The organism is Mesorhizobium sp. B1-1-1, from assembly GCF_006442955.1.
GTDB lineage: Bacteria > Pseudomonadota > Alphaproteobacteria > Rhizobiales > Rhizobiaceae > Mesorhizobium.
This window is the reverse complement of sequence record NZ_VFWW01000006.1, coordinates 352,332-373,499: the sequence shown is the minus strand read 5'-3', so window position 1 is coordinate 373,499 and position 21,168 is coordinate 352,332. Positions and strand designations below refer to the sequence as shown.

The 21,168-nt window shown below is 62.4% G+C and carries 33 protein-coding genes; 31 read left to right on the top strand and 2 right to left on the bottom strand.

What is annotated here, in order from left to right:
* Positions 1-71: 71 nt before the first annotated feature.
* Positions 72-737 (top strand): O-methyltransferase, encoded by a 666-nt coding sequence (locus tag FJ986_RS15010; RefSeq protein ID WP_140561041.1) that lies wholly within the window; start codon positions 72-74, stop codon positions 735-737.
* Positions 738-786: 49 nt separating this feature from the next.
* On the opposite strand, the gene FJ986_RS15005 is transcribed toward FJ986_RS15010, so the two are convergent.
* Both FJ986_RS15005 and FJ986_RS15000 read right to left on the bottom strand, forming a co-directional pair.
* The gene (locus tag FJ986_RS15005; RefSeq protein ID WP_140561042.1) at positions 787-1,713 is read right to left on the bottom strand and encodes a Gfo/Idh/MocA family oxidoreductase; all 927 of its coding nucleotides are present in this window, start codon (positions 1,711-1,713) and stop codon (positions 787-789) included.
* A gap of 164 nt (positions 1,714-1,877) precedes the next feature.
* A complete protein-coding gene (locus FJ986_RS15000) occupies positions 1,878-2,159 on the bottom strand; it encodes a transcriptional regulator (protein ID WP_140501636.1) in 282 nt (93 codons plus the stop codon).
* 464 nt (positions 2,160-2,623) lie between these two features.
* Here FJ986_RS15000 and rpsL point away from each other — a divergent pair, with 464 nt between their 5' ends.
* The 30 genes from rpsL (at position 2,624) to FJ986_RS14850 (ending at position 21,146) form a co-directional block, all read left to right on the top strand.
* On the top strand, positions 2,624-2,995 hold the full coding sequence (gene rpsL / locus FJ986_RS14995; RefSeq protein ID WP_006333356.1) for a 30S ribosomal protein S12: 372 nt from the start codon (positions 2,624-2,626) through the stop codon (positions 2,993-2,995).
* A 63-nt stretch (positions 2,996-3,058) separates the two neighbouring features.
* Entirely contained in the window at positions 3,059-3,529 is a 471-nt protein-coding gene (rpsG, locus tag FJ986_RS14990; RefSeq protein WP_008875664.1) for a 30S ribosomal protein S7, read from the top strand.
* 29 nt (positions 3,530-3,558) lie between these two features.
* Entirely contained in the window at positions 3,559-5,649 is a 2,091-nt protein-coding gene (gene fusA / locus FJ986_RS14985) for an elongation factor G (RefSeq protein ID WP_140525521.1), read from the top strand.
* Between the two features lie 65 nt (positions 5,650-5,714).
* Positions 5,715-6,890: an elongation factor Tu gene (gene tuf, locus FJ986_RS14980; RefSeq protein ID WP_140515452.1), complete on the top strand. Its 1,176-nt coding sequence runs from the start codon at positions 5,715-5,717 to the stop codon at positions 6,888-6,890.
* A 66-nt stretch (positions 6,891-6,956) separates the two neighbouring features.
* A complete protein-coding gene (gene rpsJ, locus FJ986_RS14975) occupies positions 6,957-7,265 on the top strand; it encodes a 30S ribosomal protein S10 (protein ID WP_006205468.1) in 309 nt (102 codons plus the stop codon).
* Between the two features lie 61 nt (positions 7,266-7,326).
* Entirely contained in the window at positions 7,327-8,055 is a 729-nt protein-coding gene (gene rplC / locus FJ986_RS14970) for a 50S ribosomal protein L3 (protein ID WP_140501257.1), read from the top strand.
* Positions 8,055-8,675 carry a 50S ribosomal protein L4 gene (gene rplD, locus FJ986_RS14965; RefSeq protein WP_140501259.1) on the top strand — a complete coding sequence of 207 codons (621 nt, stop codon included), beginning with the start codon at positions 8,055-8,057 and terminating at the stop codon, positions 8,673-8,675. Before rplC ends, rplD begins: the two co-directional genes overlap by 1 nt.
* Positions 8,672-8,965, top strand: a complete 294-nt coding sequence (locus FJ986_RS14960; protein WP_006205465.1) for a 50S ribosomal protein L23 — start codon at positions 8,672-8,674, stop codon at positions 8,963-8,965. Before rplD ends, FJ986_RS14960 begins: the two co-directional genes overlap by 4 nt.
* A 22-nt stretch (positions 8,966-8,987) precedes the next feature.
* Entirely contained in the window at positions 8,988-9,821 is an 834-nt protein-coding gene (gene rplB / locus FJ986_RS14955; RefSeq protein WP_140501261.1) for a 50S ribosomal protein L2, read from the top strand.
* A 16-nt stretch (positions 9,822-9,837) separates the two neighbouring features.
* Positions 9,838-10,116, top strand: a complete 279-nt coding sequence (gene rpsS / locus FJ986_RS14950; protein ID WP_006205463.1) for a 30S ribosomal protein S19 — start codon at positions 9,838-9,840, stop codon at positions 10,114-10,116.
* A gap of 2 nt (positions 10,117-10,118) precedes the next feature.
* Entirely contained in the window at positions 10,119-10,508 is a 390-nt protein-coding gene (gene rplV / locus FJ986_RS14945) for a 50S ribosomal protein L22 (protein WP_006205462.1), read from the top strand.
* Positions 10,508-11,236, top strand: coding sequence for a 30S ribosomal protein S3 (rpsC, locus tag FJ986_RS14940; protein ID WP_140501263.1), 729 nt, complete (start codon positions 10,508-10,510; stop codon positions 11,234-11,236). The genes rplV and rpsC overlap by 1 nt, the downstream gene beginning before the upstream one ends.
* A 27-nt stretch (positions 11,237-11,263) precedes the next feature.
* Entirely contained in the window at positions 11,264-11,677 is a 414-nt protein-coding gene (gene rplP, locus FJ986_RS14935; RefSeq protein ID WP_027026963.1) for a 50S ribosomal protein L16, read from the top strand.
* 13 nt (positions 11,678-11,690) lie between these two features.
* On the top strand, positions 11,691-11,891 hold the full coding sequence (gene rpmC, locus FJ986_RS14930) for a 50S ribosomal protein L29 (RefSeq protein ID WP_006205459.1): 201 nt from the start codon (positions 11,691-11,693) through the stop codon (positions 11,889-11,891).
* A gap of 11 nt (positions 11,892-11,902) precedes the next feature.
* Positions 11,903-12,142 (top strand): 30S ribosomal protein S17, encoded by a 240-nt coding sequence (rpsQ, locus tag FJ986_RS14925; RefSeq protein ID WP_010909280.1) that lies wholly within the window; start codon positions 11,903-11,905, stop codon positions 12,140-12,142.
* An 85-nt stretch (positions 12,143-12,227) separates the two neighbouring features.
* The gene (gene rplN / locus FJ986_RS14920; RefSeq protein WP_006205457.1) at positions 12,228-12,596 is read left to right on the top strand and encodes a 50S ribosomal protein L14; all 369 of its coding nucleotides are present in this window, start codon (positions 12,228-12,230) and stop codon (positions 12,594-12,596) included.
* A 12-nt stretch (positions 12,597-12,608) separates the two neighbouring features.
* Positions 12,609-12,923, top strand: a complete 315-nt coding sequence (gene rplX / locus FJ986_RS14915; protein WP_006205456.1) for a 50S ribosomal protein L24 — start codon at positions 12,609-12,611, stop codon at positions 12,921-12,923.
* Entirely contained in the window at positions 12,916-13,494 is a 579-nt protein-coding gene (rplE, locus tag FJ986_RS14910) for a 50S ribosomal protein L5 (protein WP_140501265.1), read from the top strand. Before rplX ends, rplE begins: the two co-directional genes overlap by 8 nt.
* A 27-nt stretch (positions 13,495-13,521) precedes the next feature.
* Complete coding sequence (gene rpsN, locus FJ986_RS14905; RefSeq protein WP_013895695.1) at positions 13,522-13,827, top strand: 30S ribosomal protein S14; 306 nt, start codon at positions 13,522-13,524, stop codon at positions 13,825-13,827.
* A gap of 12 nt (positions 13,828-13,839) precedes the next feature.
* Positions 13,840-14,238 carry a 30S ribosomal protein S8 gene (rpsH, locus tag FJ986_RS14900; protein ID WP_006205453.1) on the top strand — a complete coding sequence of 133 codons (399 nt, stop codon included), beginning with the start codon at positions 13,840-13,842 and terminating at the stop codon, positions 14,236-14,238.
* A 92-nt stretch (positions 14,239-14,330) separates the two neighbouring features.
* Entirely contained in the window at positions 14,331-14,864 is a 534-nt protein-coding gene (gene rplF, locus FJ986_RS14895) for a 50S ribosomal protein L6 (RefSeq protein WP_140501269.1), read from the top strand.
* Between the two features lie 139 nt (positions 14,865-15,003).
* Complete coding sequence (rplR, locus tag FJ986_RS14890; RefSeq protein ID WP_140501271.1) at positions 15,004-15,363, top strand: 50S ribosomal protein L18; 360 nt, start codon at positions 15,004-15,006, stop codon at positions 15,361-15,363.
* Between the two features lie 147 nt (positions 15,364-15,510).
* Positions 15,511-16,074: a 30S ribosomal protein S5 gene (rpsE, locus tag FJ986_RS14885; RefSeq protein WP_006333394.1), complete on the top strand. Its 564-nt coding sequence runs from the start codon at positions 15,511-15,513 to the stop codon at positions 16,072-16,074.
* Between the two features lie 24 nt (positions 16,075-16,098).
* Positions 16,099-16,296, top strand: a complete 198-nt coding sequence (gene rpmD, locus FJ986_RS14880; RefSeq protein WP_006205449.1) for a 50S ribosomal protein L30 — start codon at positions 16,099-16,101, stop codon at positions 16,294-16,296.
* Positions 16,297-16,318: 22 nt separating this feature from the next.
* Positions 16,319-16,792: a 50S ribosomal protein L15 gene (gene rplO, locus FJ986_RS14875; RefSeq protein ID WP_140501273.1), complete on the top strand. Its 474-nt coding sequence runs from the start codon at positions 16,319-16,321 to the stop codon at positions 16,790-16,792.
* Between the two features lie 190 nt (positions 16,793-16,982).
* Entirely contained in the window at positions 16,983-18,323 is a 1,341-nt protein-coding gene (gene secY / locus FJ986_RS14870; RefSeq protein ID WP_140501275.1) for a preprotein translocase subunit SecY, read from the top strand.
* The gene (locus FJ986_RS14865) at positions 18,320-18,928 is read left to right on the top strand and encodes an adenylate kinase (RefSeq protein WP_140501277.1); all 609 of its coding nucleotides are present in this window, start codon (positions 18,320-18,322) and stop codon (positions 18,926-18,928) included. The genes secY and FJ986_RS14865 overlap by 4 nt, the downstream gene beginning before the upstream one ends.
* Positions 18,929-19,119: 191 nt before the next feature.
* Positions 19,120-19,488, top strand: a complete 369-nt coding sequence (gene rpsM / locus FJ986_RS14860; RefSeq protein WP_006205445.1) for a 30S ribosomal protein S13 — start codon at positions 19,120-19,122, stop codon at positions 19,486-19,488.
* A 156-nt stretch (positions 19,489-19,644) separates the two neighbouring features.
* Positions 19,645-20,034, top strand: coding sequence for a 30S ribosomal protein S11 (rpsK, locus tag FJ986_RS14855; RefSeq protein ID WP_006205444.1), 390 nt, complete (start codon positions 19,645-19,647; stop codon positions 20,032-20,034).
* Positions 20,035-20,135: 101 nt separating this feature from the next.
* Complete coding sequence (locus tag FJ986_RS14850) at positions 20,136-21,146, top strand: DNA-directed RNA polymerase subunit alpha (RefSeq protein ID WP_023682599.1); 1,011 nt, start codon at positions 20,136-20,138, stop codon at positions 21,144-21,146.
* The last annotated feature ends 22 nt before the right edge of the window (positions 21,147-21,168 follow it).

Below are 21,168 nucleotides of genomic sequence, written 5' to 3'. Positions count from 1 at the left end.
AATCTCAGGCAACAAGGCCGCCGGGGCAACCCGGCGGCCTTTTCGTTTCAACGAACAATCGAGGAAGGCAGATGAGCACGAAAACCTGGACGGCTGTCGATAACTACATCGTTTCCTCGCTCTTCGAGGCGGATCCCGTTCTCGACGCGGTCCTGGCGGCCAACCGCGACGGTGGCTTGCCGGCGATCGACGTCTCGGCGACGCAAGGAAAGCTGCTCTCGCTGCTGGTGCGCATTCGCGGCGCGAAAAAGGTGCTCGAGATTGGTACGCTGGGCGGTTATTCCACCATCTGGATGGCGCGGGGATTGCCGGCCGGCGGAAAAATCGTGACGCTCGAACTCGATCCGCACCACGCCAAGGTCGCGCGTTGGAATTTCGAGCGGGCAGGGGTTTCCGAACAGGTCGATCTGCGGGTCGGGCCTGCGCTGCAGTCGCTCGCTGCGCTGGGGGCCGAAGACGCCGGGCCGTTCGACCTCGTTTTCATCGACGCCGACAAGCCTAACAACCCCAACTATCTCTCCTGGGCCATGCGGCTGTCGCGCTCGGGAACGGTCATCGTCTGCGACAACGTCATTCGCGACGGCACGGTGCTCGACGAGGATGGTCGCGACGCCAACGTCGAAGGTGCACGCGCGGCGTTCTCCTTCATCGGCGGCGACAAGCGCCTGGACGGCACCGCGATCCAGACTGTCGGCGCCAAGGGCTATGACGGGTTCGCCATAGCGATTGTCGATTGAGTTGTTGCGATAGGCGGACCGGATCCGCGATCCGGGCGACAGTCGCTATTCAGTCGAAGAACGCCTCGACCACATTGCGCTTGCCGAGCATGAAGGCGTCGGCGACATGCTGGAGGGGCGCGAGATCGACATCGGAAGTGCCGGCGCGCACGATTTCGGCGAAACGCCTGTAGAGTTCAGGATATTCCGATTCCGGTTCTTCATGGACGACGCGGCCGTCGATGGAGAGTTTCGAGCCACCGCCCGAGAGCACCATCTTGCCGGCATCGGTATCGGCGAGAATGTCCCAGCTCTGCGGCCCGGTCTGGAGCCAATCCAGATCCATCGTCACCGCCGACCCGTTCGCCGCGCGGAAGGCGACCTGGGCGGCGATCGGCGCGTCGCGGTTCTCCGGGAAGTCGAGCGCGGCCGAGGTGATGTACATGGCGGGCAGGATGTAGGTCGCGATCGACAGCGCGTTGATGCCTGGATCGAAGACGCCGAAGCCGCCTGGCTGCCAGATCCAGTCCTGGTTCGGGTGCCAGCGGCGCACGTCTTCCTTCCAGACGATTGCCGCTGATTTGATTTGCGTCGCGGCCAAAAAAGTCCGTGCCGCTTCAACCGCCGGCGCATAGCGCGAATGCCAACTGGCGAACAGCGACACGCCCTGTTTCGTCGCCAGCGCCTTCAGGTCCTCGACCTCGCTGACCGTGGCGCCGGGCGGCTTTTCCAGGAACACGTGCTTCTTCGCCTCGAGCGCGGTGCGCGCCGCAGCGTAGCGGAATTGCGGCGGCATGCAGAGTGAGACGGCGTCGAGTTCGGGAACGGCGCCAAGCATCGTCTCGATATCGGGAAAATTATGGATGTCCTCAACCTTGCCATGCCGGCTGGCAGCGGCGATCAGCCGGTAGTCCCGGTCCTTGGCGAGCGCCGGAAGGTGTTGGTCGCGGACGATCTTGCCGACACCGACAATACCTATCTTGATGGGCTGGGACACGGCCGCTCCGTCTGTGGATGATGGTGAGCGCTTCTTATCAGAACACTTGCCCCGGACAAGCCGAAGCCGAAAGGTCAACTCCGTCTTTGCCGGAGCTGCAGCGTGGGCCTTTCACTCGTTGGAAGGCTTCAGCGGCGATTCGAACGGCAAGGGCCGGCACGCTTTCAGATCGGCACATCGAAGGTCACGATCGACACTTCGCCTTCGAGCGCGCCCTGGAAGGCCGAAAGATGCGGCTCCTCGTCGGGCTCGCCCTCCATGTCGCCGATCTGGTCGAGCTCGGCTTCGGCGTAACCCTCCGCCGCCAGCGATTCGAGCGCACGGCGCACCGCCGAATCGTCATCAGGCGCAACCAGCATGACGTGCACGCCTTCCGGCTTGCCGCCTTTTCTCTTCCACACCCGGCCGGTGATGATGGTGACCGGGCGTTCCTCGTTGTCGTTCACGGGCCGATTCCTTCGCGGCGAGGGGCTTTGACTGTTCATGCGGCTTTTTCGCATGAAGCCGCGCCGCGCAACAGCCAAAACCCGGTCACTTTCTTCCTCGCCCTTGCAAAATGACGAAAGAAAATTACATGCGGTTTACGCATGGCTGCCAAGCCCCGGCTTCAATGCAATATTTGCCGCTCCGGGGTTGACGGTACGCGGGCTTGCGAGTAGAAGCCGCCCAGTCAGAACCGATGTGAGGCTCTCCCTTCCGAAGCGACACGCTTTGGAGTTTGCCTCAAACAGGGTTCGTTTTACGAGCGAAAAGACATTTCCGGCGTGCACGAAGCGGTATCCGCTTCCTCTGCGATTTGTTCGGGCAAGACCGCAAGGCGCGGTTTGTGGCCCGAATTTGCGTATGGAAATGACGCTTTGAGCGAGCCTTGACCGGCACGAGACATGGAATTGAGAGACAAGAGGGTTTAATGCCTACCGTCAACCAGCTGATCCGCAAGCCGCGCATTGCGCCGGTGAAGCGCAACAAGGTCCCGGCCATGCAGCAGAACCCGCAGAAGCGGGGCGTCTGCACGCGCGTCTACACAACGACGCCGAAGAAGCCGAACTCGGCGCTGCGCAAGGTGGCCAAGATCCGCCTGACCAATGGTTTCGAGGTGATCGGTTACATCCCCGGCGAAGGTCACAACCTTCAGGAGCACTCCGTGGTCATGATCCGCGGCGGCCGCGTCAAGGACCTTCCGGGTGTCCGTTACCACATCATCCGCGGAGTGCTCGACACGCAGGGTGTGAAGAACCGCAAGCAGCGCCGTTCGAAATACGGTGCCAAGCGTCCGAAGTAAGGTTTTCCGGCTTCGGCGCTTTTTTGACTGCGCCGGGCTATGAGAGATTGAGAGACAAAAGCCATGTCCCGTCGTCACAGTGCAGAAAAGCGTGAGATCAATCCGGACCCCAAGTTCGGCGATCTGATCGTCACCAAGTTCATGAACGCCGTCATGTATGACGGCAAGAAGTCGGTTGCCGAGACCATCGTCTACGGCGCGCTCGACCAGGTCCAGTCGAAGACCAAGCAGGAGCCGGTCACCGTCTTCCATCAGGCGCTCGACAATGTCGCGCCGCATGTGGAAGTGCGTTCGCGTCGCGTCGGCGGCGCCACCTACCAGGTTCCGGTCGACGTGCGCCCCGAGCGCCGTCAGGCGCTGGCCATTCGTTGGCTGATCGCCGCGGCCCGCAACCGCAACGAGACCACCATGGTCGACCGCCTTTCCGGCGAGCTGATGGACGCGGCCAACAACCGCGGCACCGCCGTGAAGAAGCGTGAAGACACCCACAAGATGGCTGAAGCCAACCGCGCCTTCGCGCACTACCGCTGGTAAAGCGCGAAAGAGACTGAGAGGCAGTTACGATGGCCCGCGAATATAAAATCGAAGACTACCGCAATTTCGGTATCATGGCGCATATCGACGCCGGCAAGACGACGACCACCGAGCGCGTCCTCTATTACACGGGCAAGTCGCACAAGATCGGCGAAGTGCACGACGGCGCCGCGACCATGGACTGGATGGAGCAGGAGCAGGAGCGCGGCATCACGATTACGTCGGCCGCGACCACGACCTTCTGGAAGGGTCGTGACGGCAAGATGCACCGCTTCAACATCATCGACACGCCCGGACACGTCGACTTCACCATCGAGGTCGAGCGTTCGCTGCGCGTGCTTGACGGCGCCATCGCGCTGCTCGACGCCAATGCCGGTGTGGAGCCGCAGACGGAAACCGTCTGGCGCCAGGCCGACAAGTACCGCGTGCCGCGCATGATCTTCTGCAACAAGATGGACAAGACCGGCGCCGACTTCTACCGCTCGGTCGAGATGATCGGCTCGCGCCTTGGTGCGCAGGCTGTCGTCATGCAGCTGCCGATCGGCGCCGAGACCGAATTCAAGGGCGTTGTCGACCTGGTCGAGATGAACGCGCTGGTCTGGCGCGACGAGACGCTGGGCGCTGCCTGGGATGTCGTCGAGATCCCGGCCGACCTCAAGGCCCGCGCCGAGGAATACCGCGAGAAGATGATCGAGGCCGCCGTCGAGATGGACGAGACGGCTCTTGAAAACTACCTCGAAGGCAAGATGCCGTCGAATGACGAGATCCGCGCGCTGATCCGCAAAGGCACCATCGCGGTCAAGTTCTTCCCGATGTTCTGCGGCTCGGCATTCAAGAACAAGGGCGTGCAGCCTCTGCTCGACGCGGTCGTGGAATACCTGCCGTCGCCGGCCGATGTGCCCGCGATCAAGGGTGTCGATGCCAAGACCGACGCCGAGATCGAGCGTCACGCCGTCGACGACGAGCCGCTGTCGATGCTGGCGTTCAAGATTATGAACGACCCGTTCGTCGGTTCGCTGACCTTTGCCCGCATCTATTCGGGCAAGCTCACCAAGGGCATCTCGGTCGACAACACCGTGAAGGGCAAGAAAGAGCGCATCGGCCGCATGCTGCAGATGCATGCGAATTCCCGTGCCGACGTTGAAGAGGCCTATGCCGGCGACATCGTCGCTCTCGCAGGTCTCAAGGACACGACCACCGGCGACACGCTGTGCGATCCGCTTCATCCGGTCATCCTCGAGCGTATGGAATTCCCCGATCCGGTCATCCAGATCGCCATCGAGCCGAAGACCAAGAACGACCAGGAAAAGATGGGCCTCGCTCTGCATCGCCTGGCTGCCGAGGATCCGTCCTTCCGCGTCAAGACCGACGAGGAAAGCGGCCAGACCATCATTTCCGGCATGGGCGAGCTGCACCTCGACATCATCGTCGACCGCATGCGCCGCGAGTTCAAGGTCGAGGCCAATGTTGGTGCGCCGCAGGTGGCTTATCGCGAGACGATCACCCGCAGGCACGAGCAGGACTACACGCACAAGAAGCAGACCGGTGGTACCGGGCAGTTCGCCCGCGTGAAGATCGTGTTCGAGCCGAACCCCGATGGCGAGGATTTCGTGTTCGAATCCAAGATCGTCGGCGGCGCTGTGCCGAAGGAATACATCCCGGGTGTCGAGAAGGGCCTGCTGAGCAAGATGGGTTCCGGCCCGTTTGCCGGGTTCCCGATGATCGGCGTCAAGGCTACCTTGATCGACGGCGCTTTCCACGACGTCGACTCTTCGGTGCTCGCATTCGAAATCGCTTCCCGCGCTTGCTTTATGGAAGCTTCGCCGAAGCTCGGCGTGCAGCTGCTCGAGCCGATCATGAAGGTCGAGGTCGTGACGCCGGAAGATTATGTCGGCGGTGTCATCGGCGACCTCAACGGCCGTCGTGGCCAGATCCAGGGCCAGGAAGCCCGCGGCGTGGCAGTCGTCATCAACGCGATGGTGCCGCTCGCCAACATGTTCAAGTACGTCGACAATCTGCGCTCGATGAGCCAGGGCCGTGCGGCATACACGATGCAGTTCGACCATTACGAGCCGGTCCCGACCGCGGTCGCCCAGGAAGTCCAGAAGAAATACGCGTAACCCGGCAGGGTGCTGCGGCAACTTAATTAAGAGCCCGTACGGGCGAGCAGGAATGGAGACATCACATGGCAAAAGGTAAATTCGAGCGCACCAAGCCGCATGTGAACATCGGCACGATTGGCCACGTTGATCATGGCAAGACGTCTTTGACGGCAGCGATCACCAAGTATTTTGGCGAATACAAGCGCTATGACCAGATTGACGCGGCGCCGGAAGAGAAGGCGCGCGGCATCACGATCTCGACGGCTCACGTCGAGTACGAGACGGAGAACCGCCACTACGCCCACGTCGACTGCCCCGGCCACGCCGACTATGTGAAGAACATGATCACCGGTGCCGCGCAGATGGACGGCGCGATCCTGGTTGTGTCGGCCGCCGACGGCCCGATGCCGCAGACCCGCGAGCACATCCTTTTGGCCCGCCAGGTCGGCGTGCCGTCGATCGTGGTGTTTTTGAACAAGGTCGACCAGGTCGACGATGCCGAGCTGCTTGAGCTGGTCGAGCTCGAGGTTCGCGAATTGCTGACCAAGAACGAGTTCCCCGGCGACGACATTCCGATCGTCAAGGGTTCGGCGCTGGCGGCTCTGGAAGATTCGGACAAGAAGATCGGCGAGGACGCGATCCGCGAGCTGATGGCTCAGGTCGACGCCTACATCCCGACGCCGGTTCGTCCGCTCGACAAGCCGTTCCTGATGCCGATCGAGGACGTGTTCTCGATCTCGGGCCGCGGCACGGTCGTGACCGGTCGCGTCGAGCGCGGCGTGGTCAAGGTCGGCGAGGAGCTGGAGATCATCGGCATTCGTCCGACCACCAAGACGACCTGCACGGGCGTCGAGATGTTCCGCAAGCTGCTCGACCAGGGCCAGGCGGGCGACAACATCGGCGCGCTGCTGCGCGGTGTCGACCGTGAAGGTGTCGAGCGCGGCCAGGTTCTGGCCAAGCCCGGTTCGGTGAAGCCGCACAAGAAGTTCGTGGCCGAAGCCTACATCCTGACCAAGGACGAGGGTGGCCGTCACACGCCGTTCTTCACCAACTACCGTCCGCAGTTCTACTTCCGCACCACCGACGTGACCGGCATCGTGTCGCTGCCGGCCGGCACCGAGATGGTGATGCCTGGCGACAACATCACGGTCGACGTCGAGCTGATCGTGCCGATCGCCATGGAAGAGAAGCTGCGCTTCGCCATCCGTGAAGGCGGCCGCACCGTCGGTGCCGGCATCGTCGTCACCATTAAAGAGTAATTTGGACTTAAACCGATCTGTCGCGGGCGCGGGTGCCCGCGCCGCGCCAGAACAAGGAAGTGACGCATGAACGGACAGAATATCCGCATCCGCCTGAAGGCGTTTGATCACCGGGTGCTCGACGCCTCGACGCGCGAAATCGTGTCGACGGCCAAGCGCACCGGTGCCAACGTCCGCGGCCCCATTCCGCTGCCGACGCGGATCGAAAAGTTCACGGTCAACCGGTCGCCTCACGTCGACAAGAAGAGCCGCGAGCAGTTCGAGATGCGCACGCACAAGCGTCTGCTCGATATCGTCGATCCGACCCCGCAGACCGTCGATGCTTTGATGAAGCTCGATCTGGCCGCCGGTGTCGACGTCGAGATCAAGCTCTAAGGGAATGAGAGCGCGGTAAGGGGCGGTGCCCCTGGCCCGGAACTCTAAAGGAATTGAACCGATGCGTTCAGGTGTGATTGCAAAGAAGGTGGGAATGACCCGCATCTACAACGATGCCGGGGAACATGTTCCCGTCACCGTTCTCCAGATGGAGAACTGCCAGGTCGTGGCGCAGCGCACGCAGGAGAAGAATGGCTACACCGCCGTTCAGCTCGGCGTTGGCCTTGCCAAGGTGAAGAACACGTCGAAGGCGATGCGCGGCCATTTCGCGACCGCTTCCGTCGAGCCGAAGGCCAAGCTTGCCGAGTTCCGCGTCTCCGCCGACAACATGATCGATGTCGGCGCCGAGATCACCGTCGAGCATTTCGTCGCCGGCCAGAAGGTCGACGTCACCGGCACGACGATCGGCAAGGGTTTCCAGGGCGTCATCAAGCGCCACCACATGGGTGGTGGCCGCGCGACCCACGGTAACTCGGTCTCGCACCGGACGCACGGCTCGACCGGCCAGCGCCAGGACCCCGGCAAGGTGTTCAAGGGCAAGAAGATGGCCGGCCACATGGGCGACACGCGCGTCACCACGCAGAACGTCGAGATCGTCTCGACCGATGCCGACCGCGGCCTGATCCTGATCCGCGGCGCGGTTCCCGGGTCGAAGGGTGCGTGGATCCTGGTTCGCGACGCCGCCAAGGTGGCGCTTCCGGCCAATGCGCCGAAGCCCGCCGCGATCCGCCCAGTTGCTGCCGGTATGGGCACGAAGAATGAGGCTCCGGCCACAGAGGGAGCGGAATAATGGATCTCAAGATCACAACGCTGGGCGGCAAGGACGCCGGCAAGGTGAAACTCTCCGAGGAGATTTTCGGCCTTGATCCGCGCGAGGACATTTTGCAGCGCGTCGTGCGCTGGCAGCTCGCCAAGAAGCAGCAGGGCACGCACAAGGCCAAGGGCCGCGCCGAGATCGCGCGCACCGGCGCCAAGATGTACAAACAGAAGGGTACGGGCCGCGCCCGTCACCATTCGGCACGCGCTCCGCAGTTCCGCGGCGGCGGCAAGGCTCACGGCCCGGTCGTTCGCAGCCACGAGCACGAGCTGCCGAAGAAGGTCCGCGCGCTCGGCCTCAAGCATGCTCTCTCGGCCAAGGCCAAGAGCGCGTCGATCATCGTCATCGACGAGCTGAAGCTGACCGAGGCAAAGACCAAGGCGCTGATCGCGAATTTCGCGACGCTGGGCCTGACGAACGCCCTGGTGATTGGTGGCGCCGAGCTCGACCGGAACTTCAAGCTGGCCGCGACCAACATCCCGAACATCGACGTGCTGCCCATCCAGGGCATCAACGTCTACGACATTCTGCGCCGCGGCACGCTGGTCCTTTCGAAGGCCGCCGTCGAGGCTCTCGAGGAGCGCTTTAAATGACCGACCTTCGTCACTACGACGTAATCGTCAGCCCGGCGATCACCGAAAAGTCGACCATGGCTTCCGAGCAGAACCAGGTCGTCTTCAACGTCGCCAAGAAGGCGTCGAAGCCGGAAATCAAGGCCGCCGTTGAAGCGCTGTTCGGCGTCAAGGTGATGGCCGTGAACACGCTTGTCCGCAAGGGCAAGATCAAGCGCTTCCGCGGCACGATCGGCCGCCAGAGCGATGTCAAGAAGGCGGTAGTGACGCTGGCCGACGGCCAGTCGATCGACGTCGCGACGGGTCTCTGAGCAAGGCCGCGAGGACAGGACAATGGCACTTAAAAAATTCAACCCGATAACGCCGAGCACCCGTCAGCTGGTCATCGTCGACCGCTCGGGCCTCTACAAGGGCAAGCCCGTCAAGGGTCTGACCGAGGGCCTGACCAAGTCGGGCGGCCGTAACAATTACGGCCGCATCACTGCACGCTTCATCGGCGGCGGTCACAAGCGTTCGTACCGCATCATCGATTTCAAGCGCCGCAAGTTCGACGTCGTCGGCACGGTCGAGCGCATTGAATACGATCCGAACCGCACCGCCTTCATCGCGCTGATCAAGTATGACGATGGCGAGCTGTCCTACATCATCGCTCCGCAGCGCCTTGCCGCCGGCGACAAGATCGTGGCTGGCGAAGCGGTCGACGTGAAGCCGGGCAATGCGATGCCGCTGGCCTCGATGCCGGTCGGCACGATCGTCCACAACATCGAGCTGAAGCCGGGCAAGGGCGCCCAGGTCGCCCGTTCGGCTGGCGGTTACGCCCAGCTCGTCGGTCGCGACCAGGGCATGGCGATCCTGCGCCTCAACTCGGGCGAGCAGCGTGTCGTTCACGGCTCCTGCATGGCCACCGTCGGTGCGGTGTCCAACCCGGACCACGGCAACATCAACGACGGCAAGGCCGGCCGCACGGTTTGGCGTGGCAAGCGCCCGCACAATCGCGGCGTGACCATGAACCCGGTCGACCACCCGCATGGCGGTGGTGAAGGCCGCACCTCCGGTGGCCGCCATCCGGTCTCGCCGTGGGGCAAGCCGACCAAGGGCAAGAAGACGCGGTCCAACAAGGCGACCGACAAGTTCATCCTGCGCTCGCGCCATCAGCGCAAGAGCTAAGAAGAGGTAACGCCAAGTGACTCGTTCTATTTGGAAAGGCCCCTTCATCGACGGCTACCTTCTCAAGAAGGTGGACAAGGTTCGTGAAGGTGGTCGCAATGAGGTGATCAAGATGTGGAGCCGTCGCTCCACCATCCTGCCGCAGTTCGTCGGCTTCACCTTCGGTGTCTACAACGGCCAGAAGCATGTTCCCGTCTCGGTGAACGAGGACATGGTCGGTCACAAGTTCGGTGAATTCGCTCCGACGCGGACCTATTACGGTCACGGCGCGGATAAGAAGGCGAAGAGGAAATAATCATGGGCAAGGCCAAAGCTCCGCGCAGGCTTGCTGACAACGAAGCGCGCGCCGTACTGCGCACGATCCGTATCAGCCCGCAGAAGCTGAACCTGGTTGCCGCGCTGATCCGCGGCAAGAAGGTCGCGACAGCGCTTTCCGACCTGGAATTCTCGGCCAAGCGGATTTCCGGCACGGTCAAGAAGACGCTGGAATCGGCGATCGCCAACGCGGAAAACAACCACGACCTCGACGTCGATGCGCTGATCGTGGCGGAAGCCTATGTCGGCAAGTCGATCGTCATGAAGCGGTTCCATGCCCGGGGCCGTGGTCGCGCCAGCCGTATCGAGAAGCCGTTCTCGCACCTCACGATCGTCGTTCGTGAAGTCGAAGAAAAAGGGGAGGCCGCATAATGGGCCAGAAAGTCAATCCGATCGGTCTTCGCCTCGGCATCAACCGCACCTGGGATTCGCGCTGGTTCGCGAACACCGGCGAGTACGGCAAGCTGCTGCATGAGGACATCAAGATCCGCAAGTACCTCGAGAAGGAGCTCAAGCAGGCTGCCATCTCGAAGGTCGTGATCGAGCGTCCGCACAAGAAGTGCCGCGTCACCATCCATGCCGCGCGCCCGGGTCTGATCATCGGCAAGAAGGGCGCCGACATCGAGAAGCTTCGCAAGAAGCTGATGGAGATGACCAAGTCCGAGACGCACCTCAACATCGTCGAAGTGCGCAAGCCGGAGATCGACGCGACCCTGGTCGCGCAGTCGATCGCCCAGCAGCTCGAGCGCCGCATCGCGTTCCGCCGTGCCATGAAGCGTGCCGTGCAGTCGGCGATGCGCCTCGGTGCCGAAGGCATCCGCATCAACTGCTCGGGCCGTCTCGGCGGCGCCGAAATCGCGCGCATGGAATGGTACCGTGAAGGCCGCGTGCCGCTGCACACGCTGCGCGCCGATGTCGACTACGGCACGGCCGAGGCGAATACGGCGTACGGCATCTGCGGCGTCAAGGTGTGGGTGTTCAAGGGCGAGATCCTCGAGCACGACCCGATGGCTTCGGAGCGCCGCGCGACCGAGGGCGATCATGCGCATGGCGGTGGTGGTGGTGATCGCGAACGCGGTCGTCGTCGCGAAAACGCCTGAGACATTTAGGAATTTGGAGTTAGAACGATGCTGCAGCCAAAGCGCACAAAGTTCCGCAAGCAGTTCAAGGGCCGCATCCACGGTACCGCCAAGGGCGGCACCAACCTGGATTTCGGTGGTTTCGGGCTGAAGGCGCTTGAGCCGAACCGCGTCACCGCGCGCGAGATCGAAGCGGCCCGCCGCGCGATCACCCGCGAGATGAAGCGCGCCGGCCGTGTCTGGATCCGTATTTTCCCGGATCTGCCGGTCACCTCGAAGCCGACCGAAGTCCGCATGGGCAAGGGCAAGGGCGCGGTCGACTACTGGGCGGCGCGCGTCAAGCCGGGCCGGATCATGTTCGAGATCGACGGCGTCAATGAAGAAACCGCCCGTGAGGCACTGCGTCTCGGCGCGGCCAAGCTCTCGGTCAGGACGCGCTTCGTACAGCGCATCGCAGAATAAGGACGGGCTGATCATGAAAGCCGAAGACATCCGGACCAAGACCCAGGACCAGCTGACCGACGACCTGGCCAGCCTGAAGAAGGAGCAGTTCAACCTGCGCTTCCAGAAGGCGACCGGCCAGCTCGAAAAGACCGCGCGCGTGAGGCAGGTCCGCAAGGACATTGCGCGTATCAAGACCATCGCTGCGGAAAAGTCCGCGGCTAAGAAGGCTTAAGGACGAAAACCATGCCAAAGCGCATTCTGCAGGGCACCGTCGTCAGCGACAAGAACGAGAAGACGGTTGTCGTCAAGGTCGAACGGCGCTTCACCCATCCCGTGATGAAGAAGACCGTGCGCATGACCAAGAAGTACAAGGCGCACGACGAGAACAACGCCCACAAGGTTGGCGATCAGGTGTTCATCCAGGAATCGAAGCCGATTTCCAAGGACAAGCGCTGGATTGTCGTGTCTTCGGACCAAGCCTGATCTCTGGGCGTAAACAAACGAATTTTGGACAGACCGGGGAGGGGTGAAGAACCCGTCCCGTTAGAAAAGAAGAAGGCGGCCAGTCATGATTCAGATGCAAACAAACCTCGACGTCGCGGATAATTCCGGCGCCCGTCGTGTCATGTGCATCAAGGTGCTGGGCGGCTCGAAGCGGAAATACGCTTCCGTGGGCGACATCATCGTGGTGTCGATCAAGGAAGCCATCCCGCGCGGCCGCGTGAAGAAGGGCGATGTGATGAAGGCGGTCGTGGTTCGCACGGCCAAGGACATCCGCCGCCCGGACGGCAGCGTGATCCGTTTCGACAAGAACGCGGCCGTTCTCGTCGACAACAAGAAAGAGCCGATCGGCACGCGTATCTTCGGACCGGTTCCGCGCGAACTCCGCGCCAAGAACCACATGAAGATCATCTCGCTCGCGCCTGAAGTGCTGTAAGGAGCCGGACCAATGCAGAAGATTAGAAAAGGCGACAAGGTCGTCGTGCTGGCTGGCAAGGACAAGGGCCGTTCGGGCGAAGTCCTGTCGGTTCAGCCGAAGGACGACACCGCGCTGGTGCGCGGCGTCAACATGATCCGTCGTCACCAGAAGCAGTCCCAGTCCCAAGAGGGCGGGATCATCACCAAGGAAGCGCCGATCCAGCTGTCGAACATCGCGCTGGCCGACCCCAAGGATGGCAAGCCGACCCGCGTCGGCTTCATCTTCCAGAAGGACGGCAAGAAGGTGCGCGTCGCCAAGCGCTCGGGAGAAGTCATCAATGGCTAAGGCTCAAACCAAGCAGGCGACTGCCCAGAACACGCCGCGCCTCAAGCAGGTCTACAACGATACCATCCGCAAGGCCTTGCAGGAGCAGTTCGGTTACGACAACGAGATGCAGGTTCCGCGCATCGACAAGATCGTGCTGAACATGGGCGTTGGCGAAGCGACCGGCGATTCGAAGAAGCCTTCGATCGCGGCCGAGGATCTGGCGATGATCGCCGGCCAGAAGGCCGTCGTCACCCGCGCCCGCAATTCGATCGCGGGCTTCAAGGTCCGCGAGAAGATGCCGATCGGCGCCAAGGTCACGCTGCGCAAGGAGCGCATGTACGAGTTCCTCGACCGCCTCGTGAACATCGCGCTGCCGCGTGTCCGCGACTTCCGCGGACTGAATCCGAAGAGCTTCGATGGTCGTGGCAACTACGCCATGGGCATCAAGGAACACATCGTGTTCCCGGAGATCAACTACGACAAGGTTGATCAGATCTGGGGCATGGACGTCATCGTTTGTACGACTGCGAAGACGGACGACGAAGCCAGGGCACTGCTCAAGGCCTTCAACTTCCCCTTCCGCCAGTAACGGCAGCGAGAAAAGGAAAAATCTGAAATGGCAAAGACCAGCTCAGTCGAGAAGAACAACAGGCGCCGCAAGCTTGCCGACCAGTACGGTCCCAAGCGCGCTGCCCTGAAGGCGATCATCATGGACCAGTCCAAGCCGATGGAAGAGCGCTTCCGCGCTCAGCTCAAGCTTGCCGCCATGCCGCGCAACTCGGCCAAGATCCGCATCCGCAACCGCTGCGAAGTCACCGGCCGTCCGCGTGCCTACTATCGCAAGCTCAAAGTATCGCGCATCGCGCTTCGTGATCTCGGCAATAACGGCCAGATCCCGGGCCTGGTCAAGTCGAGCTGGTAAGGAGGACATAATATGTCATTGAGCGATCCTCTCGGCGATATGCTGACCCGCATCCGCAACGCCTATGGCCGCAAGAAGTCGAGCGTGTCGACGCCGGCCTCGCGTCTGCGCACCCGCGTCCTCGACGTGCTGAAGGCTGAAGGCTATATCCGCGACTACAGCCAGACCGACTTCGACAACGGCAAGTCCGAAATCGAGATCGAGCTGAAGTATTTCGATGGAGCGCCGGTCGTGCGCGAAATCGCCCGCGTCTCGAAGCCGGGCCGCCGCGTTTACGTTTCGGCCAAGTCGATCCCGCATGTCGCCAACGGCCTCGGTATCGCCATCCTTTCGACGCCGAAGGGCGTGATGGCCGACCACGAAGCGCGCGAACAGAACGTCGGTGGCGAGATCCTCTGCCAGATCTTCTGATCCGGCAGCGTGATCCCGAAAAAATGGAATCCGGTCTTCGGATCGTTCCGAAGACAGAGACCTGAAACAAGAGAAGTGACGAGGACAACAAAATGTCTCGTATTGGAAAGAAACCCGTTTCGCTGCCGCAGGGCGTGACCGCGACCGTCAACGGCCAGACCGTGACGGCGAAGGGCCCCAAGGGCGAGCTGAAGTTCGTGGTCAACGACGAAGTGCTGGTCAAGATGGAAGGCAGCGAGATAGCTGTCGAGCCGCGCGACCAGTCCAAGACCGCCCGCTCCAAGTGGGGCATGTCGCGCACGCAGATCGTCAACATCCTGCAGGGCGTCAAGGACGGCTTCGAGAAGAAGCTCGAGATCACCGGCGTCGGCTATCGCGCCGCCTTGCAGGGCAAGAACCTGCAGCTGGCGCTCGGCTTCAGCCACGACGTCGTCTACGAGACGCCGCAAGGCATCACCATCACCGTGCCGAAGCCGACCGAAATCACCGTGGCCGGCATCGACAAGCAGCAGGTCGGCCAGGTGGCTGCGGAAATCCGCGAATACCGTGGTCCCGAGCCCTACAAGGGCAAGGGCGTCCGCTACGCAGGCGAGAAGATCGTCCGCAAGGAAGGCAAGAAGAAGTAGTGGGTTTGGCCCCGGGAAGGTGCAGACTTTTCGGAAGGGGCCAAGCCAGGAAGTGTAACGCCGCGGGGAGCGGTCGCGGGAGGCGCTTTCGCCTACCGCAAAGGGCGGCCCCCGTTTTCTGAAGGCAAGGAAGACCATCATGGGTACCAAGGAAGCCACTCAGCGCCGCGCGCAGCGCGTCCGCCGCCAGATCAAGAAGGTCGCCGGCGAGCGTCCGCGCCTGTCGGTTCACCGCACGTCGAAGAACATCTACGTCCAGGTCATCGACGACGCCAAGGGCCACACCATCGCTGCCGCCTCGACCCTCGAGAAGGACCTCAAGGGTTCGCTCAAGACCGGTGCAGATACCGCTGCCGCTGCCGCGATTGGCAAGCTGATCGCCGAGCGTGCCGCCAAGGCGGGAGTCAAGGAAGTCGTCTTCGACCGCGGCCCGTACATCTATCACGGCCGCGTCAAGGCGCTGGCCGAGGCGGCTCGTGAAGGCGGCTTGAGCTTCTAAGCCTGATCCGGACCGAAAGTCGGCAGAAAGTTGCAGACTTTTCGAAACGGATCATGCAAGGGAGTGATGATTTTCACCGTCGGCGACCCGCAATGAGGCGTCGGCATTCAGCAACCCGTGCTTCCGGAAAAGAACAAGGAACAGGATATGGCACAGGAACGTAGGGATGGCGGCCGCGGCCGCGATCGTGAAGAACGCGATGACGGCATGGTCGACAAGCTCGTCCACATCAACCGTGTCGCCAAGGTCGTCAAGGGCGGCCGCCGCTTCGGTTTTGCAGCACTCGTCGTCGTCGGCGACCAGAAGGGCCGCGTCGGCTTCGGTCACGGCAAGGCGCGCGAAGTGCCGGAAGCCATCCGCAAGGCAACCGAATCGGCCAAGCGCGACATGATCTTCGTGCCGCTGCGCTCGGGCCGCACGCTGCACCACGATGTCGAGGGACGCTGGGGCGCCGGCCGTGTTCTCCTGCGCGCCGCCAAGCAAGGTACCGGCATCATCGCCGGCGGCCCGATGCGTGCCGTCTTCGAGACGCTCGGCATGCATGACGTGGTCGCCAAGTCGATGGGTTCGTCGAACCCTTACAACATGGTTCGCGCCACTTTCGACGCGCTGAAGAGCCAGATGCATCCCAAGGATGTGGCTGCCGCGCGCGGCATCAAGTATTCGACCCTTCAGGCCCGCCGCGGCACCGCCGTCGCGGCTGAAGAATAGTCGATCTGACCAGGGATTTTGACCATGGCCAAGAAAGCAACCAAGACCATCACCGTTGAGCAGATCGGTTCGCCGATCCGCCGCCCGAAGGAACAGCGCGCGACGCTGGTCGGCCTCGGCCTCAACAAGATGCACAAGCAGCGCACGCTGGAAGATACGCCTTCCGTGCGCGGCATGATCGCTGCCGTCCAGCATCTCGTCCGCGTCGTGGACGAGGGCTGAGCACAGGCGCAGGAGAAGCAAGATGAAACTCAACGATCTGCGTGACAAGGACGGCGCGACGCATTCGAAGAAGCGTCTCGGCCGCGGCATCGGCTCCGGTTCCGGCAAGACTGCCGGTCGCGGCGTCAAGGGCCAGAAGGCGCGCTCCGGCGTCGCCGTCAACGGCTTCGAGGGTGGCCAGATGCCGCTCTATCGGCGCCTGCCGAAGCGTGGCTTCAACAACATCTTCGCCAAGAGCTTCACCGTCGTCTCGCTGGCCCGTATCCAGGCCGCTGTAGACGCCAAGAAGCTCGATGCGAAGGCGACCGTGACGGCCGAGGCGCTGGTAGCCGCCGGCGTCATCCGTCGCGTGAAGGACGGCGTGCGCGTGCTGTCGGACGGCGATCTCAAGGCGAAGCTCGCCTTTGACGTCGCCGGGGCCTCCAAGGCCGCGATCGAGAAGATCGAAAAGGCCGGCGGTTCGGTCAAGCTGCCGCAAGAGGCGGCCGCCGAGTAACAGCAATTTGAAGCGCGGTCGGCAAGGCCGATCCGGTTTTGCTTTCGATCACGCTTCGACCTGTTCAATATGGCGGCCGCGTCAACGCGGCCGCTTGCATGTTTACAGTCCGGAGCTTATCTCGTGAGCTTCGGTGACACGCGCCGCCTGACCTTAGGGCCATCAAGCGTGACCAAGCGGAGAATCGGGCATGGCTTCGGCTGCTGAACAACTAGCCTCGAATCTGAATTTCTCAGCCTTCGCCAAAGCGGAGGACCTGAAGAAACGAATCTGGTTCACCGTCGGCGCGCTGCTCGTCTACCGCCTCGGCACCTACATCCCGCTTCCCGGCATCAATCCCGATGCCTTCGCGCAGGCCTTCTCTTCGCAGAGCAAGGGCGTGCTGGGCATGTTCAACATGTTCGCCGGCGGCGCCGTGCAACGCATGGCGATCTTCGCGCTCGGCATCATGCCTTACATTTCCGCTTCCATCATCATGCAGCTGATGACCTCGGTCATCCCGTCGCTGGAAGCGCTGAAGAAGGAAGGCGAGCAGGGCCGCAAGGTCATCAACCAGTACACGCGCTACGGCACGGTGCTCCTGGCGCTGGTGCAGGCCTATGGTATTTCGGTCGGGCTTGAAGGCGGCAATGGCATCGTCAGCGATCCCGGCATGTTCTTCCGCATCTCGACCGTCGTCACGCTGGTCGGCGGCACCATGTTCCTGATGTGGCTCGGCGAGCAGATCACCGCGCGCGGCATCGGCAACGGCATTTCGCTGATCATCTTCTCCGGCATCGTCGCCGGCCTGCCGCATGCCATTTCCGGCACGCTGGAACTCGGCCGCACCGGAGCGCTGTCGACCGGCCTGATCCTGGCGATCATCGTGCTGGCCATCGTCGTCATCGCGCTCATCGTCTTCTTCGAGCGCGCCCAGCGGCGTCTGCTGATCCAGTATCCGAAGCGTCAGGTCGGCAATCGCATGTTCCAGGGCGACACTTCCCACCTGCCGCTCAAGCTCAACACGTCGGGCGTCATCCCGCCGATCTTCGCCTCGTCGCTGCTGTTGCTGCCGGCCACCGTCGCCGGCTTCTCGCAGACGACGAACATGCCGGCCTGGGCCAGCACCATCCTGGCCTCGCTCGGCCATGGCCAGCCGCTCTATATGTTGTTCTACGCGGCGATGATCGTGTTCTTCGCCTTCTTCTACACCGCGATCGTCTTTAACCCGAAGGACACCGCCGACCAGCTCAAGAAGCACTCCGGCTTCATCCCCGGCTACCGTCCGGGCGAGCGCACCGCCGACTATATCGACTACGTTCTTACCCGCATCACTGTCGTCGGTGCCATCTATCTGGTGCTGGTCTGTCTGCTGCCGGAGTTCCTGATCTCGGCGACTGGCGTACCATTCTACCTTGGTGGCACATCGCTTCTGATCGTGGTCAGTGTCACGCTCGACACGGTTGCGCAGATTCAGGGCCACCTGATCGCGCACCAATATGAAGGCCTGATCAAGAAGTCGAAGCTGCGCGGGGGGAAGAAAGCCAGATGAGGTTGATTTTGCTTGGGCCGCCAGGAGCGGGCAAGGGGACACAAGCACAAAGACTGGTAGAGAGACACGGCATCCCCCAGCTTTCCACGGGCGACATGCTGCGCGCCGCGGTCCAGGCCGGTACCGAAGTCGGCAAGCGCGCCAAGGCGGTCATGGATGCCGGCGAGTTGGTCTCGGATGCCATCGTCAACGCCATCGTGGCCGAGCGCATTGACCAGCCCGATTGCGCCAATGGTTTCATCCTCGACGGCTACCCGCGTACGCTGGTGCAGGCTGATGCGGTTGAATCGATGCTTGACGAACGTGGCATCGCGCTCGACACCGTCATCGAGCTTGTCGTCGATGACAAGGCGCTGGTCGGCCGCATCGTCAAGCGCGCCGATGAGGCCAAGGCAGCCGGTCAGCCGGTGCGCAAGGACGACAATCCGGCGGTGTTCGAGGAGCGCCTGCGGGAATATTACAAGAAGACCGCTCCGCTGATCGGCTATTATTATGCCAAGCGCCGGCTGAAGAGCGTGGACGGCATGGCTGGTATCGATGCCGTGACGTCGGAGATCGAAGCCGTGCTCGCGGCGACGGTGAAAGAGGCCGCCTCGGCCAAATAGCGATTGTGCTTGACTGAAGCGGTCCGCTGGGGTATGGCGGCCCGTCTTCCTGTCAGGCATGGAGTTTGCTTGCCCGCAAGGGCGGGGCAGCCGTTTTTGACCAGGAAACTCCCGCAAGGGCCGGCCTCCACCGGACGCGGGGCAACGCAGACAGCGCCGGCTCGTCCGGCCCATATGGAGATGAGAAGAACATGGCTCGTATAGCCGGCGTCAACATTCCGACCAACAAGCGCGTTGTCATCGCGCTTCAGTACATTCACGGCATCGGCAAGAAGTTCGCCCAGGAAATCGTCGACAAGGTCGGCATCCCGGCCGAGCGCCGCGTCAACCAGCTGACCGACGCGGAAGTGCTGCAGATCCGCGAGACGATCGACCGCGACTATCAGGTCGAGGGCGACCTGCGCCGCGAAGTGTCGATGAACATCAAGCGGCTCATGGACCTCGGCTGCTACCGCGGCCTGCGTCACCGTCGCTCGCTGCCGGTTCGCGGCCAGCGGACGCACACCAATGCACGCACCCGCAAGGGCCCGGCCAAGTCGATCGCCGGCAAGAAGAAGTAATTTAGGGCAGTAAGGGAGTAGGGGAGTAAGGCAGTAGGGAATGCCCGGCAATCGGGTCGCACTTTCCCTACTCCCTTACTGCCCTATTCCCCACTCCCTTACCAAGGTGGAGCCGCTGGCATTACGGCGGTGTAGAGATCAACTGAAAGGAATACCATGGCCAAGGAAGCCGCTCGTGTTCGCCGTCGCGAACGCAAGAACATCTCGTCGGGCGTTGCCCACGTCAATTCGACCTTCAACAACACCATGATCACCATCACTGACGCACAGGGCAATTCGATCGCCTGGTCGTCGGCCGGCGCCCAGGGCTTCAAGGGTTCGCGCAAGTCGACCCCCTTCGCCGCCCAGATGGCTGCCGAGGATGTTGCCAAGAAGGCCCAGGAACACGGCATGCGCATGCTCGAGGTCGAGGTCTGCGGACCCGGCTCCGGCCGTGAATCGGCGCTGCGCGCCCTGCAGGCGGCTGGCTTCACCATCACCTCGATCCGTGATGTGACCCCGATCCCGCACAATGGCTGCCGTCCGCGCAAGAAGCGTCGCGTCTAAGGAATTACCGAACGCCGCGTGAACGCCAGAAGCGTTCCTCCGCGGTTTTCCAGGTCGCCCGCCACGATTGGATGGTGGCGGGTCAACGGAAGGAAAGCATCATGATCCAGAAAAATTGGCAGGAACTGATCAAGCCGAACAAGATCGAGTTCTCGTCGAAGAAGAAGACGCTGACCACGCTGGTGGCCGAGCCGCTCGAACGCGGCTTCGGCCTCACGCTCGGCAACGCGTTGCGTCGCGTGCTTCTGTCCTCGCTGCGCGGCGCGGCAGTCACCGCCGTACAGATCGACGGCGTCCTGCATGAATTCTCGTCCATCGCCGGCGTGCGCGAGGACGTGACCGACATCGTCCTCAACATCAAGGAAATCGCCATCCGCATGGAAGGCGACGGCCCCAAGCGCATGGTTGTGCGCAAGCAGGGCCCGGGTGCGGTTCTCGCCGGCGACATCCAGACGGTGGGCGACGTCGAGATCCTCAATCCGGATCACGTCATCTGCACGCTGGACGAGGGCGCTGAAATCCGTATGGAATTCACTGTCGATACCGGCAAGGGTTACGTGCCGGCCGACCGCAACCGCGCCGAGGATGCGCCGATCGGCCTGATCCCGGTCGACAGCCTCTATTCGCCGGTCAAGAAGGTCTCCTACAAGGTCGAGAACACCCGTGAGGGCCAGGTCCTCGACTACGACAAGCTGACCATGACCATTGAGACCGACGGTTCGATCTCGGGCGAGGACGCGGTGGCTTTCGCCGCCCGTATCCTGCAGGACCAGCTTGGCCTGTTCGTCAATTTCGACGAGCCGCAGAAGGAAGTCGCCACCGAAGCCGTCACCGAGCTCGCCTTCAACCCGGCGCTGCTCAAGAAGGTCGACGAACTTGAGCTTTCGGTGCGTTCGGCCAACTGCCTTAAGAACGACAACATCGTCTACATCGGCGATCTCATCCAGAAGACCGAAGCCGAGATGCTGCGCACCCCGAACTTCGGCCGCAAGTCGCTGAACGAGATCAAGGAAGTCCTGGCGGCGATGGGCCTGCACCTCGGCATGGAAGTGCCGGACTGGCCGCCGGAAAACATCGAAGACCTCGCCAAGCGTTACGAAGACCAATATTGAGCATGAATTCCAAGGATCGGCG

Coding starts and splice junctions, on each gene's coding strand:
- rplX (WP_006205456.1), top strand. CDS start 12,609: ATGCAGAAGATTAGAAAAGGCGACAAGGTCGTCGTGCTGGCTGGCAAG.
- rpmD (WP_006205449.1), top strand. CDS start 16,099: ATGGCCAAGAAAGCAACCAAGACCATCACCGTTGAGCAGATCGGTTCG.
- rpsL (WP_006333356.1), top strand. CDS start 2,624: ATGCCTACCGTCAACCAGCTGATCCGCAAGCCGCGCATTGCGCCGGTG.
- rplC (WP_140501257.1), top strand. CDS start 7,327: ATGCGTTCAGGTGTGATTGCAAAGAAGGTGGGAATGACCCGCATCTAC.
- rpsN (WP_013895695.1), top strand. CDS start 13,522: ATGGCAAAGACCAGCTCAGTCGAGAAGAACAACAGGCGCCGCAAGCTT.
- rplN (WP_006205457.1), top strand. CDS start 12,228: ATGATTCAGATGCAAACAAACCTCGACGTCGCGGATAATTCCGGCGCC.
- rplB (WP_140501261.1), top strand. CDS start 8,988: ATGGCACTTAAAAAATTCAACCCGATAACGCCGAGCACCCGTCAGCTG.
- rplF (WP_140501269.1), top strand. CDS start 14,331: ATGTCTCGTATTGGAAAGAAACCCGTTTCGCTGCCGCAGGGCGTGACC.
- rpsM (WP_006205445.1), top strand. CDS start 19,120: ATGGCTCGTATAGCCGGCGTCAACATTCCGACCAACAAGCGCGTTGTC.
- FJ986_RS14960 (WP_006205465.1), top strand. CDS start 8,672: ATGACCGACCTTCGTCACTACGACGTAATCGTCAGCCCGGCGATCACC.
- rplV (WP_006205462.1), top strand. CDS start 10,119: ATGGGCAAGGCCAAAGCTCCGCGCAGGCTTGCTGACAACGAAGCGCGC.
- FJ986_RS14865 (WP_140501277.1), top strand. CDS start 18,320: ATGAGGTTGATTTTGCTTGGGCCGCCAGGAGCGGGCAAGGGGACACAA.
- rpsQ (WP_010909280.1), top strand. CDS start 11,903: ATGCCAAAGCGCATTCTGCAGGGCACCGTCGTCAGCGACAAGAACGAG.
- rplE (WP_140501265.1), top strand. CDS start 12,916: ATGGCTAAGGCTCAAACCAAGCAGGCGACTGCCCAGAACACGCCGCGC.
- rpsJ (WP_006205468.1), top strand. CDS start 6,957: ATGAACGGACAGAATATCCGCATCCGCCTGAAGGCGTTTGATCACCGG.
- rpsG (WP_008875664.1), top strand. CDS start 3,059: ATGTCCCGTCGTCACAGTGCAGAAAAGCGTGAGATCAATCCGGACCCC.
- rpsK (WP_006205444.1), top strand. CDS start 19,645: ATGGCCAAGGAAGCCGCTCGTGTTCGCCGTCGCGAACGCAAGAACATC.
- secY (WP_140501275.1), top strand. CDS start 16,983: ATGGCTTCGGCTGCTGAACAACTAGCCTCGAATCTGAATTTCTCAGCC.
- rpsE (WP_006333394.1), top strand. CDS start 15,511: ATGGCACAGGAACGTAGGGATGGCGGCCGCGGCCGCGATCGTGAAGAA.
- rpsH (WP_006205453.1), top strand. CDS start 13,840: ATGTCATTGAGCGATCCTCTCGGCGATATGCTGACCCGCATCCGCAAC.
- rpmC (WP_006205459.1), top strand. CDS start 11,691: ATGAAAGCCGAAGACATCCGGACCAAGACCCAGGACCAGCTGACCGAC.
- rplR (WP_140501271.1), top strand. CDS start 15,004: ATGGGTACCAAGGAAGCCACTCAGCGCCGCGCGCAGCGCGTCCGCCGC.
- rplD (WP_140501259.1), top strand. CDS start 8,055: ATGGATCTCAAGATCACAACGCTGGGCGGCAAGGACGCCGGCAAGGTG.
- rplO (WP_140501273.1), top strand. CDS start 16,319: ATGAAACTCAACGATCTGCGTGACAAGGACGGCGCGACGCATTCGAAG.
- tuf (WP_140515452.1), top strand. CDS start 5,715: ATGGCAAAAGGTAAATTCGAGCGCACCAAGCCGCATGTGAACATCGGC.
- rpsC (WP_140501263.1), top strand. CDS start 10,508: ATGGGCCAGAAAGTCAATCCGATCGGTCTTCGCCTCGGCATCAACCGC.
- FJ986_RS14850 (WP_023682599.1), top strand. CDS start 20,136: ATGATCCAGAAAAATTGGCAGGAACTGATCAAGCCGAACAAGATCGAG.
- rplP (WP_027026963.1), top strand. CDS start 11,264: ATGCTGCAGCCAAAGCGCACAAAGTTCCGCAAGCAGTTCAAGGGCCGC.
- FJ986_RS15010 (WP_140561041.1), top strand. CDS start 72: ATGAGCACGAAAACCTGGACGGCTGTCGATAACTACATCGTTTCCTCG.
- fusA (WP_140525521.1), top strand. CDS start 3,559: ATGGCCCGCGAATATAAAATCGAAGACTACCGCAATTTCGGTATCATG.